Annotated in this window: 15 protein-coding genes; 13 read left to right on the plus strand and 2 right to left on the minus strand. The window is 58.1% G+C overall.

The features are described from left to right. The first annotated feature begins 194 nt into the window (after window positions 1–194). From pepV to GC56T3_RS03715, 6 genes are all read left to right on the plus strand, one after another. Window positions 195–1610, plus strand: coding sequence for a dipeptidase PepV (gene pepV, locus GC56T3_RS03690; protein WP_013144435.1), 1416 nt, complete (start codon window positions 195–197; stop codon window positions 1608–1610). Window positions 1611–1678: 68 nt separating this feature from the next. After that, window positions 1679–2863 carry a maltose permease gene (gene malA, locus GC56T3_RS03695; RefSeq protein ID WP_013144436.1) on the plus strand — a complete coding sequence of 395 codons (1185 nt, stop codon included), beginning with the start codon at window positions 1679–1681 and terminating at the stop codon, window positions 2861–2863. Further along, window positions 2860–3438, plus strand: a complete 579-nt coding sequence (gene thpR, locus GC56T3_RS03700; RefSeq protein WP_013144437.1) for an RNA 2',3'-cyclic phosphodiesterase — start codon at window positions 2860–2862, stop codon at window positions 3436–3438. Before malA ends, thpR begins: the two co-directional genes overlap by 4 nt. A gap of 11 nt (window positions 3439–3449) precedes the next feature. Continuing rightward, entirely contained in the window at window positions 3450–4388 is a 939-nt protein-coding gene (locus tag GC56T3_RS03705) for a hypothetical protein (protein WP_013144438.1), read from the plus strand. 101 nt (window positions 4389–4489) lie between these two features. Further along, window positions 4490–6646: a type I pullulanase gene (pulA, locus tag GC56T3_RS03710; RefSeq protein WP_013144439.1), complete on the plus strand. Its 2157-nt coding sequence runs from the start codon at window positions 4490–4492 to the stop codon at window positions 6644–6646. A gap of 308 nt (window positions 6647–6954) precedes the next feature. Continuing rightward, entirely contained in the window at window positions 6955–7737 is a 783-nt protein-coding gene (locus GC56T3_RS03715; protein WP_013144440.1) for a phosphotransferase family protein, read from the plus strand. Between the two features lie 143 nt (window positions 7738–7880). On the opposite strand, the gene GC56T3_RS03720 is transcribed toward GC56T3_RS03715, so the two are convergent. After that, a complete protein-coding gene (locus GC56T3_RS03720; RefSeq protein WP_013144441.1) occupies window positions 7881–8150 on the minus strand; it encodes a YtzH-like family protein in 270 nt (89 codons plus the stop codon). Window positions 8151–8298: 148 nt separating this feature from the next. On the opposite strand from GC56T3_RS03720, the gene trmB reads away from it, so the two are divergent. Continuing rightward, complete coding sequence (trmB, locus tag GC56T3_RS03725; RefSeq protein WP_013144442.1) at window positions 8299–8952, plus strand: tRNA (guanosine(46)-N7)-methyltransferase TrmB; 654 nt, start codon at window positions 8299–8301, stop codon at window positions 8950–8952. 80 nt (window positions 8953–9032) lie between these two features. Further along, a complete protein-coding gene (locus GC56T3_RS03730) occupies window positions 9033–9881 on the plus strand; it encodes an MBL fold metallo-hydrolase (RefSeq protein ID WP_013144443.1) in 849 nt (282 codons plus the stop codon). Here the strand turns inward: GC56T3_RS03730 and GC56T3_RS03735 are convergent. Beyond that, on the minus strand, window positions 9876–10175 hold the full coding sequence (locus GC56T3_RS03735; protein ID WP_013144444.1) for a PepSY domain-containing protein: 300 nt from the start codon (window positions 10173–10175) through the stop codon (window positions 9876–9878). The two genes, GC56T3_RS03730 and GC56T3_RS03735, sit on opposite strands and share 6 nt — an antisense overlap. 115 nt (window positions 10176–10290) lie before the next feature. On the opposite strand from GC56T3_RS03735, the gene GC56T3_RS03740 reads away from it, so the two are divergent. From GC56T3_RS03740 to GC56T3_RS03765, 5 genes are all read left to right on the plus strand, one after another. After that, on the plus strand, window positions 10291–11367 hold the full coding sequence (locus GC56T3_RS03740; protein ID WP_041468216.1) for a M42 family metallopeptidase: 1077 nt from the start codon (window positions 10291–10293) through the stop codon (window positions 11365–11367). A gap of 45 nt (window positions 11368–11412) precedes the next feature. After that, a complete protein-coding gene (locus GC56T3_RS03745; RefSeq protein ID WP_013144446.1) occupies window positions 11413–11943 on the plus strand; it encodes a DUF84 family protein in 531 nt (176 codons plus the stop codon). Window positions 11944–12170: 227 nt separating this feature from the next. Next, window positions 12171–12968, plus strand: coding sequence for a DUF1444 domain-containing protein (locus tag GC56T3_RS03755; protein WP_013144447.1), 798 nt, complete (start codon window positions 12171–12173; stop codon window positions 12966–12968). Window positions 12969–12988: 20 nt separating this feature from the next. Continuing rightward, entirely contained in the window at window positions 12989–13594 is a 606-nt protein-coding gene (gene ytpR / locus GC56T3_RS03760) for a YtpR family tRNA-binding protein (protein ID WP_013144448.1), read from the plus strand. 106 nt (window positions 13595–13700) lie between these two features. Continuing rightward, window positions 13701–16052, plus strand: a complete 2352-nt coding sequence (locus GC56T3_RS03765; RefSeq protein ID WP_013144449.1) for a DNA translocase FtsK — start codon at window positions 13701–13703, stop codon at window positions 16050–16052. Window positions 16053–16191 lie beyond the last annotated feature (139 nt).

Below are 16191 nucleotides of genomic sequence, written 5' to 3' on the forward strand. Positions count from 1 at the left end.
AGAGATGTCTTTGTCTGTTTACTACCATTGTACACGAAATGAGAGGGAAAATGCTACCCGGTTGCCTCTATTCACGAAAAATTTCAACATTTTGTCATGAAACGGAAATCGATTTGCAACGAATGAAACATTTTGACTTCCTGTTTTTGATATGATACGTTGGCAACAAAGGGTGTTGAATAAGGAAAGGAAGAATGGCGTTGAACATCGACTGGATGAACGAAGCGAAGAAACGAAAAGACGATCTTGTCCGCGACGTGCAAGCGCTTGTCCGCATTCCGAGCGTCCGCGATGATCAGCAGGCGCAGCCGGGCGCGCCGTTTGGGCCCAAGGTGGCCGAGGCGCTTGAGCATATGCTTCGCCGCGGCCGGGAGGAAGGGTTTCGCGTCAAAAATGTGGACGGGTTTGCCGGGCATATCGAAATGGGGCATGGGGAGAAACTTGTCGGCGTGCTCGGCCATATCGACGTCGTGCCGCCTGGGGACGGCTGGACGATGGATCCGTTTGCCGCTGAGGTGCGCGATGGCCGCCTTTACGGGCGCGGCGCGATCGATGACAAAGGGCCGACCGTCGCGGCGTTTTACGCGATGAAAATCATCCGTGACCTCGGGCTGCCGCTTGGCAAGCGGGTGCGGCTTATCATCGGGGGCGATGAGGAAAGCGACTGGCGGTGTGTGGAGCACTATTTTCGTCATGAAGAAATGCCGGATGTCGGATTTGCGCCGGATGCTGATTTTCCGATCATTCATGCCGAAAAAGGAATCATTGACGCCGATTTGGCATACCGCCCGCTTGAATCGGCGGAGGCGGAAGGGCTCGCGCTTGCCTCATTTCGAGCTGGGCGCCGCTACAATATGGTGCCGGATGCGGCCGAAGCGGTGGTGGAAGGAGCGGGACGGACGGAGGAGCTGCTTGGCCTCTATGAACAGTTTTGCCGGGAGCGCGGCGTAAAGGGGAGCATCAGGCAAAGCGAAGGGGCCGTCGTCTTTCAATTGGAAGGGGTGTCCGCTCATGGCGCTGAGCCGGAGCGCGGCAAAAACGCCGGCGTCTATTTGGCGCAGTTTTTGGCGTCGCTTCCGCTCGATGGCCGAAGCCGGCCGTTCATTCAGTTTGTGGCCTCCGCCTTTTTCGGCGATGCCCGCGGCCGGCGGCTTGGCCTTGCGTATCGCGACGAACAAAGCGGCGACTTGACCGTCAACGTCGGGGTGCTGTCGTATGACCGGCAGCATGGCGGAACGATTGGGCTGAACATCCGCTATCCGGTGACGGCCGACGGCGAGGCGATCCGCCGGACGCTCGCTGGCGCCGCGGCTGAACATGGATTCGCGCTCAGCCGGTTCAGCGATACGAAGCCGCATTATATCGACCCGAGCCACGAGCTTGTCCGCACGCTTCAGCGCGTCTACGAAGAGCAGACGGGCGAGCCGGCCCAGCTTTTGGCCATCGGCGGCGGCACATACGCCCGCGCCTTGACCGCCGGGGTGGCGTTTGGCGCGTTGTTTCCGGGCCGTCCGGATGTCGCCCACCAGAAAGATGAGTATATCGAAATCGACGATTTGGTGAAAGCGACCGCCATTTACGCGCAGGCGATTTACGAGCTGGCGAAATAAACGGTGGTCCGCCGCCCCGGCGAAAAAGAGAGCGGGGCGGGCGTTGTTTGAACGAAAGGGGGGACGGGATGGAAGCGGCGTTCAAACGTGAGGCGGCGGTGCGAAAACAGGTGTTTCCGCTCTTTTATTTTCTCATCTTTTTTGCTTTTGGCGCCTTGTTTCCGCTTTTGTCCGTCTATTTGCAGGAAGAGGCGCGCCTTTCGGGGGCGGCGATCGGCTGGATCATGTCGCTTCCCCCGATCGTGACGATGGCGGCCCAGCCGCTTTGGGGCACGGCGGCCGATTATACGCGCAAACCGGTCGAACTGTTGACGCTGGCGCTCGGGGTGACAGCGCTGTTTGGGCTTCTTTATTCGCTGGCCGGAAGCTACCGGGTGTTCGTCGCCTTGACCGTGCTGCTTTCGGCGATGCAAAGCGCCATCGTTCCACTCTCCGACAGCATCGCTCTTCATCATGTGCGCCGCTCGGGCGGAAACTACGGGGCGATTCGGCTTTGGGGATCGATCGGGTTTGCCGCGGCCGTGTTGGTTGTCGGATGGCTGTCCGATCATGTCGCGTTTGCGGTCATTTTTTACGCCTTTTCGCTGGCGCTGCTGGCCGCGTTGGTTTTGGCCGCCCGCCTGCCGCGCTACCCGATGGCGGCGCCGGGGGCGTTGACGCTTCGGGATGTGCGCCGGCTGCTGTCCGTCCGCTCGTTTCAGCTCCTGCTTGTCGCAACATTTTTGCTGTTTGGTCCGATTTTGGCCAATAACTCGTATTTCGGGCTGCTCATTCATGAGTTGGGCGGGACGTTAACTGGCATCGGCCTCGCCTTTTTGTTTGCCGCCGGCAGCGAGGCGCCGTTTATGAAAGCAGCGGATCGGCTCATCGGCCGTTTCGGCATGGTGCGGCTTCTTCTATTGGCTGCGCTCATCTCCGCGGTTCGCTGGCTGTCGTACGCGGTCGACCCGCCTCTTTGGTTTGTGTATGTAACGACGGTCGTCCAAGGCTGCTCGGTCGGGCTGGCGATCCCGACGGCGCTTCAATATGCGCGCCGCTTGGCGCCGGAGCGGGTGCAGGCGACGGCCGTGGCGTTATACTCAGCGGTCGGCAATGGCCTTGGCGCGTGGTTTTGCACGTTGGTGGGCGGATATTTGTTTGAGCGTTGGCAAATCGGCGCTGTCTACTTGTTTTTTAGCATCTGCACGATCGTGGGTGTGCTCGTGCTCCTTTTGCTCGCAAAACGAGAACGAACGGCAGGTGAAGAGAAGTGAAACGAAGCCATTATTTTATCGCTGTTCCGCTGACGTCTGAAGCGAAACAAGCCATTGCCCGATTTTCGGGGGATGCGGCGTCGTCGCTGCCGTTTCGCACATGGGTGCATGAAGAGGACTATCATATCACCCTCGCGTTTTTAGGCGATGTGCCGCCGAAAAAAATGGCGCCGCTGTGCGAAGCGATGGCCGCCGTCGCCGCCAAAAGCGCCCCGTTTTCCCTCGCGCTTGCCGGGCTTGGGACGTTCGGAGAGCGGACGGCGCCTCGCGTTTTTTGGCAAGGAGTCGAAACGGAAGAAGCGTTGAATGGATTGCGGCGCGACGTGTATGAAGCGTGCATGAAGCTTGGGTTTTCCTTGGACCGGCGGCCGTTTGCCCCGCATATTACGATCGCCCGCAAATGGCAGGGAGCCGAACCGTTTCGCCCGGATCGCCTCCGTTCGCTTGCCGCGGCCAAGGCGGTGTTTTCGGTGCCTGAGATCGTGCTGTATCGGACGAATATGGAACGGACGCCGAAGTACGAAGCGATCGCCGTGTTCCCGTTGCTTGGCGCGCCGATGAATGGCCGGAAATAGCAGGTGAAACAATGGGTCAGCTCGTTAAACTCATGGATTGCATTTCCCGCTACGAAACCGATGTGTACTATTATGTGCCGGAATTCATCCGGCTGAAGCAACGGCAATGGGAGCAGGCAAAAGCGCGGTGGCAAGCCGAACGAACGGCTGAGGCCAGCGGATGGCTTGAAACGGGCGAGACGTGGGATGTTTGGCTTGACAAACCGTCATGGTGGGAACGGCTGACGAAACGATGGCGCCGCCGTGCCGCGCTTACGGAAGAAGAGACGTTTTCTCTTGCGCCGATGGCTCGTCCGGCGGCTACTCTGGAGGAATTGAAACAGCAGTTTTTGGATGAGTTGTTCGAGTTGCAGCTGAAATGGGCGAGTTCCACGATGATGTACGTTTCCTCCCTCGATGAGGCCGTGTATGGCGATGAGACGTTGAAATATTTTTTGCAGCGGTTTCCGGATACGCATTTATGCTTTTACCGGCCGGTGGCGATGGTCGGCAAGGCGCCGGTGGAGCTGGAGACGATGATGTTGACGCCATCCGCGCTCTGGTGCATTGCCTTCGTCGAAGGAAGGCCGGACAACATCGTCATGGCGTCAACCGGCCGGTTTTGGGTGGAACAGGCCGGAACGAACGAAACGAGGCTGGTCAACCCGGTCGTGTCGCTGCGGCGGACGGAGCAGATCGTTTCGGAGATTTTTTGCAAACATGGGGTCGATTGGCCGATCCATCTCGTGCTGTTAAACCGCTCCGGCTACATTGACAGCGGCGGTCTTTTTCCGTTTATCCGCTATATTGATAAGCGAAATTATGACGAGTGGTTTTCCCGCCTGCGCCGCTCAGCTCTCCCGCTTCGGCACGGGCAGCTGAAAGCGGCTGAGGCGCTGCTTCGCCATTGCGCCAGCTTTTACGACCGCCGGCAAGACGAGAATATGAACAGCGAGGAAGGGCAACAATAGAAACATCTGTGCATCGATAGGGCGACCGGCCGATGATTTGGCACCGCCCTTTTTCTTTTACGTATGATGGTATTAACCGGAGAAAAAAGGGGTGAACGCACATGCTTCACATCAGCCGAACGTTTGCCGCCTATTTGGACGAGATGGATCAAATCGTTGTGCTTGCGCCGAAATCGCTCGGCTTTGATGGAATGGCGCCGTTTACGCTCGTGGCGCCGAGCGGCGAGGAGATTCCGCTGTCCGTGCAGCACGTCGAGGATGTTGGGGAGACGGTGAAATATGTGTGCCGGTTTGCATCCGCATTCGAGTTTGGAGCGACATACTGGGTGCGTTCTTGCCGCGGGGAGGAGACCGATGTTCAAATCGGCGCCGTTGTGCGTACTCCTGCATTTGATGATCGGTTTTTCTATGATGGGCCGTTAGGAGCGGAGTATTTCAAAGAACAGGCGGTATTTCGCGTCTGGGCGCCGACTGCCACCGCGGTCAGCGTCAAGCTTGTTCATCCGCATCTCGGCGAGATCCGCTGCGTGCCGCTTGAGCGCGGCGAGCGCGGCGTATGGTCAGCCGCCGTCCCCGGCGATTGGGAGCGAGCGCGTTACACATATATCGCCTGCATCAACCGCGTATGGCGCGAGGCGGTGGACCCGTATGCGACTGCTGTTTCGATCAATGGCGAGTTCGGCGTCGTGATCGACTGGGAGAAAACGAAGCTGGCGCCGCCCTCTTCGCCGCTTCCGCCGCTCTGTTCGCCGACGGATGCCATCATTTATGAACTGAGCATCCGCGACTTTACGAGCCACCCGGACAGCGGCGCCGTCCATAAAGGGAAGTATCTCGGGCTGGCTGAAACGAACACAAGCGGGCCGAACGGGACGGCCACCGGGCTTTCGTATGTCAAAGAGCTGGGCGTCACCCATGTGCAGCTCATGCCGTTTACCGATTTTGCCGGGGTTGATGAGCGCGACCCACAAGCGGCTTACAACTGGGGATACAATCCCCTTCATCTATACGCGCCGGAGGGGAGTTATGCGACCGATCCAGCGGACCCATACGCGCGCATCATCGAGTTGAAACAGGCGATCTGCACGTTGCATGAAAGCGGATTGCGCGTCGTGATGGATGCGGTCTACAACCATGTCTACGACCGGGAGCAATCGCCGCTTGAGAAGCTCGTTCCCGGCTATTACTTCCGCTACGACGCCTATGGCCAACCGGCCAACGGCACCGGCGTCGGCAACGACATCGCTTCGGAGCGGCGGATGGCGCGCCGCTGGATCGTCGATTCGGTTGTATTTTGGGCGAAAGAATATGGCATTGACGGGTTTCGCTTTGATTTGATGGGCGTGCACGATATCGAGACGATGAAAGCGGTGCGCGATGCCCTCGACGCCATCGATCCGTCGATCCTTGTGTATGGGGAAGGTTGGGACTTGCCGACGCCCCTTCCTCCGGAACAAAAGGCGACGATGGCCAACGCCAAGCAGCTGCCGCGCTTCGCTTATTTCAATGACCGGTTTCGCGATGCGGTGAAAGGGAGCACCTTTCATTTGCCGGACCGTGGGTTCGCCCTCGGCAACCCAGGCGGGCGAGAACAGGTGAAGCTCGCCATTGCCGGGAGCTTGCGAGCGCTCGGCGGGCTGTTTTGCCACCCGCGTCAGTCGATCAATTACGTCGAATGCCATGACAACCATACGTTTTGGGATAAGATGGAGGCGGCCAACCATGATGAGCCGGAATGGCTCCGGCGGAAGCGGCAAAAGCTGGCGACGGCGATCGTTCTGTTGGCGCAAGGCATTCCGTTTTTGCACAGCGGCCAAGAGTTTTATCGGACGAAAGGCGGCGATGGGAACAGCTACCGATCGCCGGATGCGGTCAATCAGCTGGATTGGGAGCGGAAAAGCCGCTATGAAGACGACGTCCGCTACGTTCAAGGATTGATCGCTCTTCGCCGCGCGCATGGCGCGTTCCGCCTCGCGACGGAAGCGGAAGTGCTGCGTCATTTCACGTTTCTTGAGCCGCTGCCGCCGTCGGTCATCGCTTACCGATTGCATGATGTCGCCGTCTATGGGCCTTGGGAGGACATCATCGTCGTGCATCATAACGAGGAGAAAGAGACCGCCATTGCGCTCCCCGACGAGCGCGAGTGGGCGGTTGTATGCGACGGACAGCGATGCGGGACAACGCCCTTTGGCCAAGCGCGCGGCATGCTTCGGCTCGACGGCGTCGGCACATGGGTGCTCGTCCAGCCTGCAGGGTGACCGCTCAGACGGCGCGCCGGAATCGTCTCAAGGTTTGCAGAGGAGCGGTGGTTATCGATCTGATGAAACATGCCGCCGTTGAGACGAAACGGGAAAGGGCGGCCGACCGGAGTGGGAGCCGCGGGGCGCTTCCGCTTTGGCAGTTTTAAGCAAGGCGTTTGCCGAGAAAAATGTTTGCATGCCGGAGCGGTATTTCAGTATAATACAAGTAAAATGGACGGAAGAAGGACGCGGCCTGGCCGTCCTTTTTATTTGGGCGCGAGAAGCAAACGGAGACGTTTCTATTTTTAAGTCGCAGGTGAACACGCTTGGAACAGTTACTAGGTAAGGAGTGGGAGATCACTCCCGCTGGCGGCGCTACAGGGGATGCGTATTTTGCGGAATATGAAGGAAAGAAATTGTTTTTAAAGCGGAATTCTTCTCCGTTTCTTGCTGTATTGTCGGCCGAGGGCATCGTCCCGAAGCTTGTATGGACGAAGCGGCTCGAAAACGGCGATGTGTTTACGGCCCAGCAATGGCTGAACGGCCGGGAGCTGAAGCCGTGGGAGATGGGAAGCGAGCAAGTGGCGGCGCTGCTAAGGAAAATCCATCGTTCAAAAGAGCTGGTGACGATGCTGAAGCGGCTCGGCAAATCTCCGCTGCGCGCAAAGAAAATGCTCGCTCTCCTCGCTGAGCAACAGCGGCGCCATCCGGCCGGTGGTTCTGTCGTCTGTCAGGCGCTTGACTGGCTTGAACAGCATGTTTCGTCATTGCCGGATGGCGAATATGTTGTCTGCCACTGTGACATCAATCATAACAATTGGCTGCTGGCCGACGATGGCACGTTGTACTTGGTCGATTGGGACGGAGCGATGATCGCTGATCCGGCGATCGACATCGGCATGCTGCTTCATCTGTACATTCCGCGCGTCGAATGGGAAGCATGGCTCGACCGATATGGATGGGCATGGAGCGAGGAGCTTGGCCTCCGCCTAAAGTGGTATACGATCGCTCATACGTTGCACTCGCTGTTTTGGCCGAAAGGGAAGGACGGCGAAAAAGAAAAGAAGCAGTCGCTTCGGTTATTGGAACGGGTCATCACGGAGCACTGATAACGTCCTGTGCGCCGCTTCTGTCGAAATGGGTGAAACACAGGCGGCACTTTCCGGCGCTCGACCGGCGGCCGCCGTTGTCCTGATCATATCAGTGTTTGGCCGAAGAAGACGTTGTGGCAGCGTGAAAGCGCAGGGGAAGGTCAAGACAGCTCGTTTAACCAATCAGCGAGCTGGCCTTGGTGGGCGGAAATGTGGGCGTTTAAGTCAGCGCTGTATTTCCCGCCTTGGCCATAAGCGTAAATATGGGGGAGAATTTGCTTGACTTGGCTGTTCACCTCATCGTTGGCGAGCAGCGATTTGGCGAGCCGTTCAATTTGTTCGCATTCGGAAACCGTTCCGCAACAATCGAGCTGATGTTCGGATAAAATGTCGCGAAGTACGGTCAATTGATGGTTATGGTCGAGCGGCATGCTGGTCACCATCCTTTCGCCAGGCTGTACGGTTTTATGATGCCCGGATCGAGCCGAGTGTATGCCCGGGCGTTTTTTCGCGTTTGCTTCTTTGGCGCGAGTGTGGTATCGTCAAACCAACAAACGGAAACAAGGCTGAGGTGTCAATATGCGTTTGCGCAACAAACCGTGGGCGAAAGACAAAATCGCCGCGTATCCGCAATACGTCATTCCCGATCCCGAAACAAAGCGCGGGCGATGGCGCGAGCTGTTCGGCTGTGATCGGCCGATCCATGTCGAGATCGGGACGGGGAAAGGCAAATTTATCACGGAAATGGCCAAACTTCATCCGGATGTCAATTTCATCGGCATCGAGCTGTACCCGAGCGTGCTCGTGTCCGCGCTTGACAAACTGATCGAAAGCGGGCTCGCGAACGTCAAGCTGCTGAACGCCAATGCGAAAGATCTGACCGCGTTTTTTGCCGACGGGGAAGTGTCGCGCATTTATTTGAACTTTTCCGACCCATGGCCGAAAAAGCGGCACGAAAAGCGGCGGCTGACGTATCGGGACTTTTTGGCGCTCTATGACCGCATTTTGGCGGAAGACGGAGACATCCATTTGAAAACGGACAATCAATCGTTTTTCGAATACTCGCTTGTCAGTTTGTCGCAATATGGGTTTGTGCTCGCATCGGTCCAGCTCGACTTGCATCAAAGCGGCATGACGGACAATGTCATGACAGAGTATGAGGAAAAATTTTCCGTCAAAGGAAACCGCATTTACCGATGCGAGGCGGTGCGCCCGCCGCGGCGGTCGTCATAGGCCCGAACCGATTGGTCGGGTCTTTTTCTATTTCCGATTGATGGAGAAAATGGTACACTAGTGGAGGGGGGAGAGAGGAAATGGAACAGTTGCGAATTGGACAAGTCACATTGACATGGCTGCAAGGCGGCGTCACCCATCTTGACGGCGGGGCGATGTTTGGCGTCGTGCCGAAACCGCTTTGGTCGAAAAAATATCCGCCGAACGACAACAATCAAATCGAGCTGCGCACCGATCCGATTTTGGTGGAAGCCTATGGAAAACGGCTGCTCATTGAATCCGGCATCGGCAACGGCAAGCTGACCGACAAGCAAAAGCGCAACTTCGGCGTCACGGAAGAATCAGCGATTGATGAATCGCTTGCTGGGCTTGGGCTGACGCGGCGCGACATCGACATCGTCATCATGACCCATTTGCATTTTGACCATGCGTGCGGATTGACCGTTTGGGAAGACGGACGGCTCGTGCCGGCGTTTCCGCGCGCGGCGATCATCACCTCGGATGTCGAGTGGGAGGAAATGCGAAACCCGAACATCCGATCGCGCAATACGTATTGGAAAGAAAATTGGGAGCCGATCGCGGATCAAGTCGTTCCGTTTACAAAGGAAACGGAAGTCGTTCCTGGCATCCGCCTCGTCCATACCGGCGGGCATAGCGCCGGGCATGCGATCGTGCTCATCGAATCAGACGGGGAGATGGCCATTCATCTTGGCGATTTGCTTGGCACGCACGCCCATCAAAACGTCCTTTGGGTGATGGCGTACGACGATTACCCCATGGATTCGATTTTTGCCAAACAGCGATGGCTCCCGTACGGCGTAAAGCAAAATGCGTGGTTTACCTTCTACCATGATGCCTACTATCGGGCTGTGAAATGGCAGGAAGACGGGACGATGGCCGCCGCCGTGAAGCGGGAGCGGCCGCTATGACAGCGGCTTGGCGTCCACGATGGCTCCCGTGTAGGCGTTGATGAAAAACTCGTCATCCCCGTCGTCGCGGCAGACGCCGCCGCGGTATACGGTGTACGCCAGGCCGTTTTTCTCATACCGCTCCGGGGCGGATTGAATCCAGGAACCGCGGATGGCGCGCGGACCGCCAAGCGCGGCTTTCGCCAGCGCCAGCGCTTGTTCCGGAGAAAGAAGCGCCGGTTTGGAAGCGGAGCGGATCGCATAGATGGCGGCCGCGCCGACGGCGGCGCCAACGAGCCATTTTTTCCAAGCCATCAAATATTCCCTCCTTGCTTCTGTCGCTATCGTTTAGTATAGCCGATTTTGACGGAACATGTAAGGAGAACAAAGCGAACCCGAATCGAGTCGAGAACAGGAAGGAAGACCGATGATGAAGGAAGAAACGCTGCGATTGTTTCAAACGTTGACCGAGCTTCCGGGAGCGCCGGGCTATGAGCACCCGGTGCGGCAATTCATGCGCCAAGAGCTCGCGAAATACGCCGATGACATTGTGCAAGACCGCCTCGGGAGCCTTTTTGGCGTCAAACGCGGTGATGAGGCGGGCCCGACGGTGATGGTCGCCGGCCATATGGATGAAGTCGGGTTTATGGTGACGGCGATCACCGACAATGGCATGATTCGGTTTCAGCCGCTCGGCGGCTGGTGGGATCAAGTGCTGCTCTCCCAGCGCGTGCAGATTATCACGGACGGAGGGCCGGTCATCGGCGTGATCGGGTCGATTCCGCCGCATTTGCTTGATGAGGAGCAGCGCAAGAAACCAATGGAGATGAAAAACATGTTGATTGACATCGGAGCGGAAAGCCGTGAAGATGCCGAACGAGTCGGCGTCCGCCCCGGTCAGCCGATCGTGCCGGTCAGCCCGTTCACGGTGTTGGCCAACGGAAAAACCGTGATGGCAAAAGCGTGGGACAATCGGTTTGGCTGCGGGTTGGCGATCGAGTTGTTAAAAGAGCTGAACGGCGAAACAGTGCCGAACGTCTTGTACGCTGGGGCGACCGTGCAGGAAGAAGTTGGGCTGCGGGGGGCGCAGACGGCGGCGGCGATGATCAACCCGGATATCTTTTTCGCCTTGGAAGCAAGCCCGGCCAACGACATGTCCGGCGACAAGCAGGCGTTCGGCCATATCGGCAAAGGGGCGCTCATCCGCTTGTACGACCGGACGATGATTACGCACCGGGGCATGCGCGAGTTTGTGCTCGACACCGCGGAAACGATTGGCGTCCCGTATCAGTTTTTCATTTCCCCAGGCGGCGGAACCGACGCCGGGCGGGTCCATATCGCCAACCGCGGCGTGCCGTCGGCCGTGATCGGCATTTGCGCCCGCTATATTCATACGCATGCGTCGATCATTCATGTCGACGATTACGCGGCGGCCAAACAGCTCATCGTTGAGCTCGTCAAACGGTGCGACCGGACGACGGTCGAGACGATTCGCCAAAACAGCTGAGGAGAAGCGAGCGCTTCTCCTTTTCCATGACAAGGAGGGCACTGGATGAAAACCGTTGCGGTTGGAACGAACAACGAAGCGAAAATCGCCGCCGTTCGGGCGGTGCTTTCGGAAAAGGAATACCGCATTGTATCGCTTGAGGTGCCATCAGGCGTTTCCGCGCAGCCGCTGTCCGATGAAGAGACGCGGCTTGGCGCCATCCGGCGCGCCAAACGGGCGCTCGAAGCGGCCGAGGCGGACATCGGCATCGGATTGGAAGGCGGCGTGACGAAGATCGATGGGCAATGGTGGCTGTGCAACTGGGGGGCGCTCGCTGACCGAAACGGAGTGGTGGTGGCCGCCGCCGGCGCCCGCCTCACCCTCCCGCCGGACGTCGGGGCCGGCATCGAGGCGGGGCGCGAGCTCGGCGACGTGATGGAAGCGTACACCGGGAGGAGGAACGTTCGGCGGAAAGAAGGTGCGGTCGGCGTGTTGACGAACGGGCGCGTTGACCGATCGGCGATGTTTTCCCACATCGTCGAGCTTTTGGCCGGTCAATATGAATGGCTTTGTCAAAACGGGTCGTTCCATGTATGATAAATAACGAACGGTCATGCCGATGATGGCGGCCGGCTGAATGAGCGGGCCGCGTTCCACCAAGGAGCTGGATCGAGCGGCCGGCAAAGCGAGGGGCGGCACCAAACGGTGAAAACGCCGCGCGGGCATGGCCTGGCATTTTCAACGCCGGATGCGCCTTTGGCCAAGCCCCGGCCGAAAGAGGGAAACGGAAGGCACGGGCGCCGGCAAAACAAGGAGGAACACGAATGAATAGCCGGCAAATGTATGAGAAGATTAAAGAGCGTCTCGTCGCCCACCGGCACTGGACGTTTCGCTTTGATCCCAAGCAAGACGCAATGCGCGTGGAAGACCGCCGCACGAAAAAAGGCGTGACGATCTCGCTTCCTGGCGTGATCGCCAAATGGCACGAACAAAAAGACGAGGCGGTGCGCGAAGTCGTTTATTATGTGGAGCAAACGTTGAAAACGATGGAGGAAGACGCGGCGCTTTCCGGCAACGAGCGAAACATTTATCCCGTCATTCGCTCGGCGTCGTTTCCGACGGAGACGAAAGAAGGCATTCCGTTGCTGTTTGATGATCATACAGCCGAAACGCGCATTTACTATGCGCTCGACCTAGGCAAAACGTATCGCTTGATTGATGAGCGCATGCTGGAGAAAGACAAATGGAGCCGCGAGCGGGTGAAGGAAATCGCCCGTTTCAACGTCAGGTCGCTGCCGACGCCGGTGAAAGAGGACCGGGTGGCGGACAACGTGTTTTATTTTTTGAACACAAATGACGGCTATGATGCGAGCCGCATTTTAAACGAATCGTTTTTGGCCGACATGCGGGCGCGCGTGGAAGGAACGATGGCCGTCGCTGTTCCGCATCAAGATGTGCTCATCATCGCTGATGTGCGCAACGACATCGGTTATGACGTGCTCGCGCAAATGACGATGAGCTTTTTTGCCGGCGGCCGCGTGCCGATCACGGCGCTGTCGTTTTTATACGAAAATGGGAAACTTGAACCGATTTTCATTTTAGGAAAAAAACGGAGAACGTAACGGCAAGGAGGAATGAAGCGATGAACGTGTTTTACAACCGAGAAGGGGTCGGCGACGTGTTGCTCGTGTCGCTGAAACCGGCGGCGGATGAGGAACGGACGTTTGTCAGACAAGGCGATGTCGTCCGCATCATGTCCGAACGGACGGGCGAGACGGTCGGCTATAACATTTTTTCCGCGTCTTCATACTATCCGTTTTCCGGCAACGGTCCGCTGGAAGTGAATGAGGAGCTTGTCGGCGTCATCAACGACATCTTGGCGAAAAACGGTTTTGACGAACCGATCGAAGCTGACTTGTCGCCGAAGTTTGTCGTCGGATATGTGAAAGAGAAAACGAAGCATCCGAACGCCGATAAATTGAGCGTCTGCCAAGTCGATGTCGGCGGTGAGGTGCTGCAAATCGTCTGCGGAGCGCCGAACGTCGCCGAAGGGCAAAAAGTCGTCGTCGCCAAAATCGGCGCCGTGATGCCAAACGGCCTCGTCATTCAAGAAAGCGAGCTGCGCGGCGTCCGGTCATCCGGCATGATTTGTTCGGCCCGCGAGCTTGGGCTGCCAAACGCCCCGCAGGAGAAAGGCATTTTGGTGCTGTCCGATGAGTATGAGGTCGGCCAGCCGTTCGTTTTTTGACGTTCCGACGGGCGGTGCAGACGGATTCCGACTGTTGTTTCGCCACTGGAACGACGCCAGTGGCATTTTTTCCGACAATGAAGGCAAAGAAAGAGTGACGTGATGGATGAAATTTTGGAAACGATGGCTTCGTTTTCTCACGAGCGACGAGGAAGAGGAAGGGAACGAACAGCGAGCGAATTCCCCTCTGTCGGCCGACACGCCCGAACGCGGCGCGGTGAATGTCATTTACCAATATCCGCAAGGCCGCTTCCGCTTTCCGTTGATTCCGGATGACCAGCCGGGTGAAAATCGGGAAAGGCCGAGGCGGGCGAAAAGCGAGGCATCCCGGCCGCTGCCGAGTCGGCGCTCGTCGGCTGGCGTTTCAAGGGAAATAGCGGAAAAACGGCCGTTCCGCCCGTCCGATGTGCCATCCCCGGTTTTTGGATATGATCGGAATCGGGGGAAACAGCGGCAACGAGCGGATGAACCCGAGCTGACCGCGGGGGGCATGGAGAATCGGAGCGATGAGGCGGTTCGGGAAGAGGCCCTCCGCGGCGAAGCGACACGGCGAGACGCGCGAGAGGGCACGGAAAGCCGGGCGGCTGAACCGCCAAAAGAAGAGGCGCCTTTGGCCAAGGGGGCAGAGGAATGGAACGAAGACGCGAGCGGAGCGATGCCCGCGGCTGTTATGGAAACGGAAGGAAAACATGAGCTGGCGCCGGCGGCAGGGCAGGAAGAACGTGATGCCGAGGCGGATGAAAAGAAAGGGCAGGAGCTGGACGAACGAGGCAACGAACGCGCGCCGCACGCAACAGACGGCGGCTTGGAGAGCGAAGGACGAGGGGTGCCGTCACAGATGAGGAATGGCGACGGAGGGCGCGCTTCTTCGACAGAACAGCGGGAGAAGACCCCAGATCGCGAAATCCGTCACTCGGCGGCGTCCGCGGGCCGGAAGGAGGCTTCCCGCCCCGAACGAACGCGCATCCCGTATAATGTGATCATGTTAAAGCAAGATTGGCGCAAACTCGAAGAAAAGGCGGCGAATCGATCGAACGGCTGCGTACTGCCGCCATTGGCGCTTCTTGAACCGCCCGAGAAAGCGGCCGAACGCGACGAGCAGTGGCTTCGCGACCAATGCCAGCGTTTGGACCGGACGTTTGCGAGCTTCCATATCGGCGCCAAAGTCGTTGGGGCGACGCAAGGACCGACGGTGACGCGGTTTGAAGTGCAGCCGGATTTAGGAGTGAAAGTGAGCAAGATTACGAGTTTAATCGATGATATCAAACTCAGTCTGGCGGCGAAAGATATTCGCATCGAGGCGCCGATCCCGGGAAAACGGACGATTGGCATTGAAGTGCCGAACCGAACGAGCCGTCCGGTGCGCCTGCGGGAAATTTTAGAAAGCGAAGCGTTCCGTAAAAGCCCATCGCCGCTTACCGTGGCGCTTGGGCTTGACATTAGCGGTGCGCCGGTCGTGACTGACATCCGAAAAATGCCGCATGGGCTGATCGCCGGGGCGACCGGGTCGGGAAAAAGCGTATGCATGAACGCGATGCTTATCAGCATGTTGTATAAAGCAGCGCCGCACGAAGTGAAATGGCTGCTCATTGATCCAAAAATGGTCGAACTGGCGCCGTACAACGGGCTGCCGCATTTGCTCAGCCCGGTGATCACCGAGGCGAAGGCGGCGGCGGGGGCGCTCAAGTGGGCGGTCGGCGAAATGGAACGGCGGTATGAACAGTTTGTCCACGCCGGCGTGCGCGATATTGAAAAGTATAACGCCCATCTTCGCGAACGCGGAAGCAGCGAGCCGCCGCTGCCGTACATCGTCATCGTCATTGATGAGCTCGCCGACCTGATGATGGCCGCCCCAGCCGATGTCGAAGAATCGATTTGCCGGCTGGCGCAAAAGGCGCGGGCGTGCGGCATCCATTTGTTGATCGCGACGCAGCGGCCGTCGGTCGATGTTCTAACCGGGTTGATCAAGGCGAACATTCCGACGCGCATCGCGTTTTCCGTCTCCTCCCAAGTCGATTCGCGCACCATTTTAGATGTGAATGGGGCTGAGCGGCTGCTTGGGCGCGGCGATATGCTGTTTTTGGAAAATGGTTCGGCCAAGCCGGTGCGGCTGCAAGGCTGCTTTATTTCTGATGAGGAAATCGAGCGGGTGGCAGCGCACGTGAAAGAGAAACAAGGCCCATCCTATCTGTTTGATCCGGACGATTTTCGGCAAACGGCGTCGATGGGCGGCGAGGATGACGAACTGTTCGAGGAAGCGTGCCGGTTTGTCATCGCCCAAGGAGGGGCGTCGACATCGAGCCTGCAGCGTCATTTCCGCATCGGCTACAACCGCGCCGCCCGGTTGATCGAGATGATGGAGGAACGAGGGTTGATTTCGGAGGCGCGCGGCAGCAAACCGCGCGATGTGTTGATGAGCGAGGACGAGTGGGAGCGCTGGCGCGAGCAGAACAGCTGAGGGCGGGCGGCCTCCTTTGGGCGGGCGGTAGTGTTTTGCCTCCTTGCGTGCTATAATGAGGAAATGAAATGGATGGTGCACCGCAATGAGAGAAATGGCAAAACGAGATGGATATCATATACTGTCTTACAGAGAGACG

Source organism: Geobacillus sp. C56-T3, from assembly GCF_000092445.1.
GTDB lineage: Bacteria > Bacillota > Bacilli > Bacillales > Anoxybacillaceae > Geobacillus > Geobacillus thermoleovorans.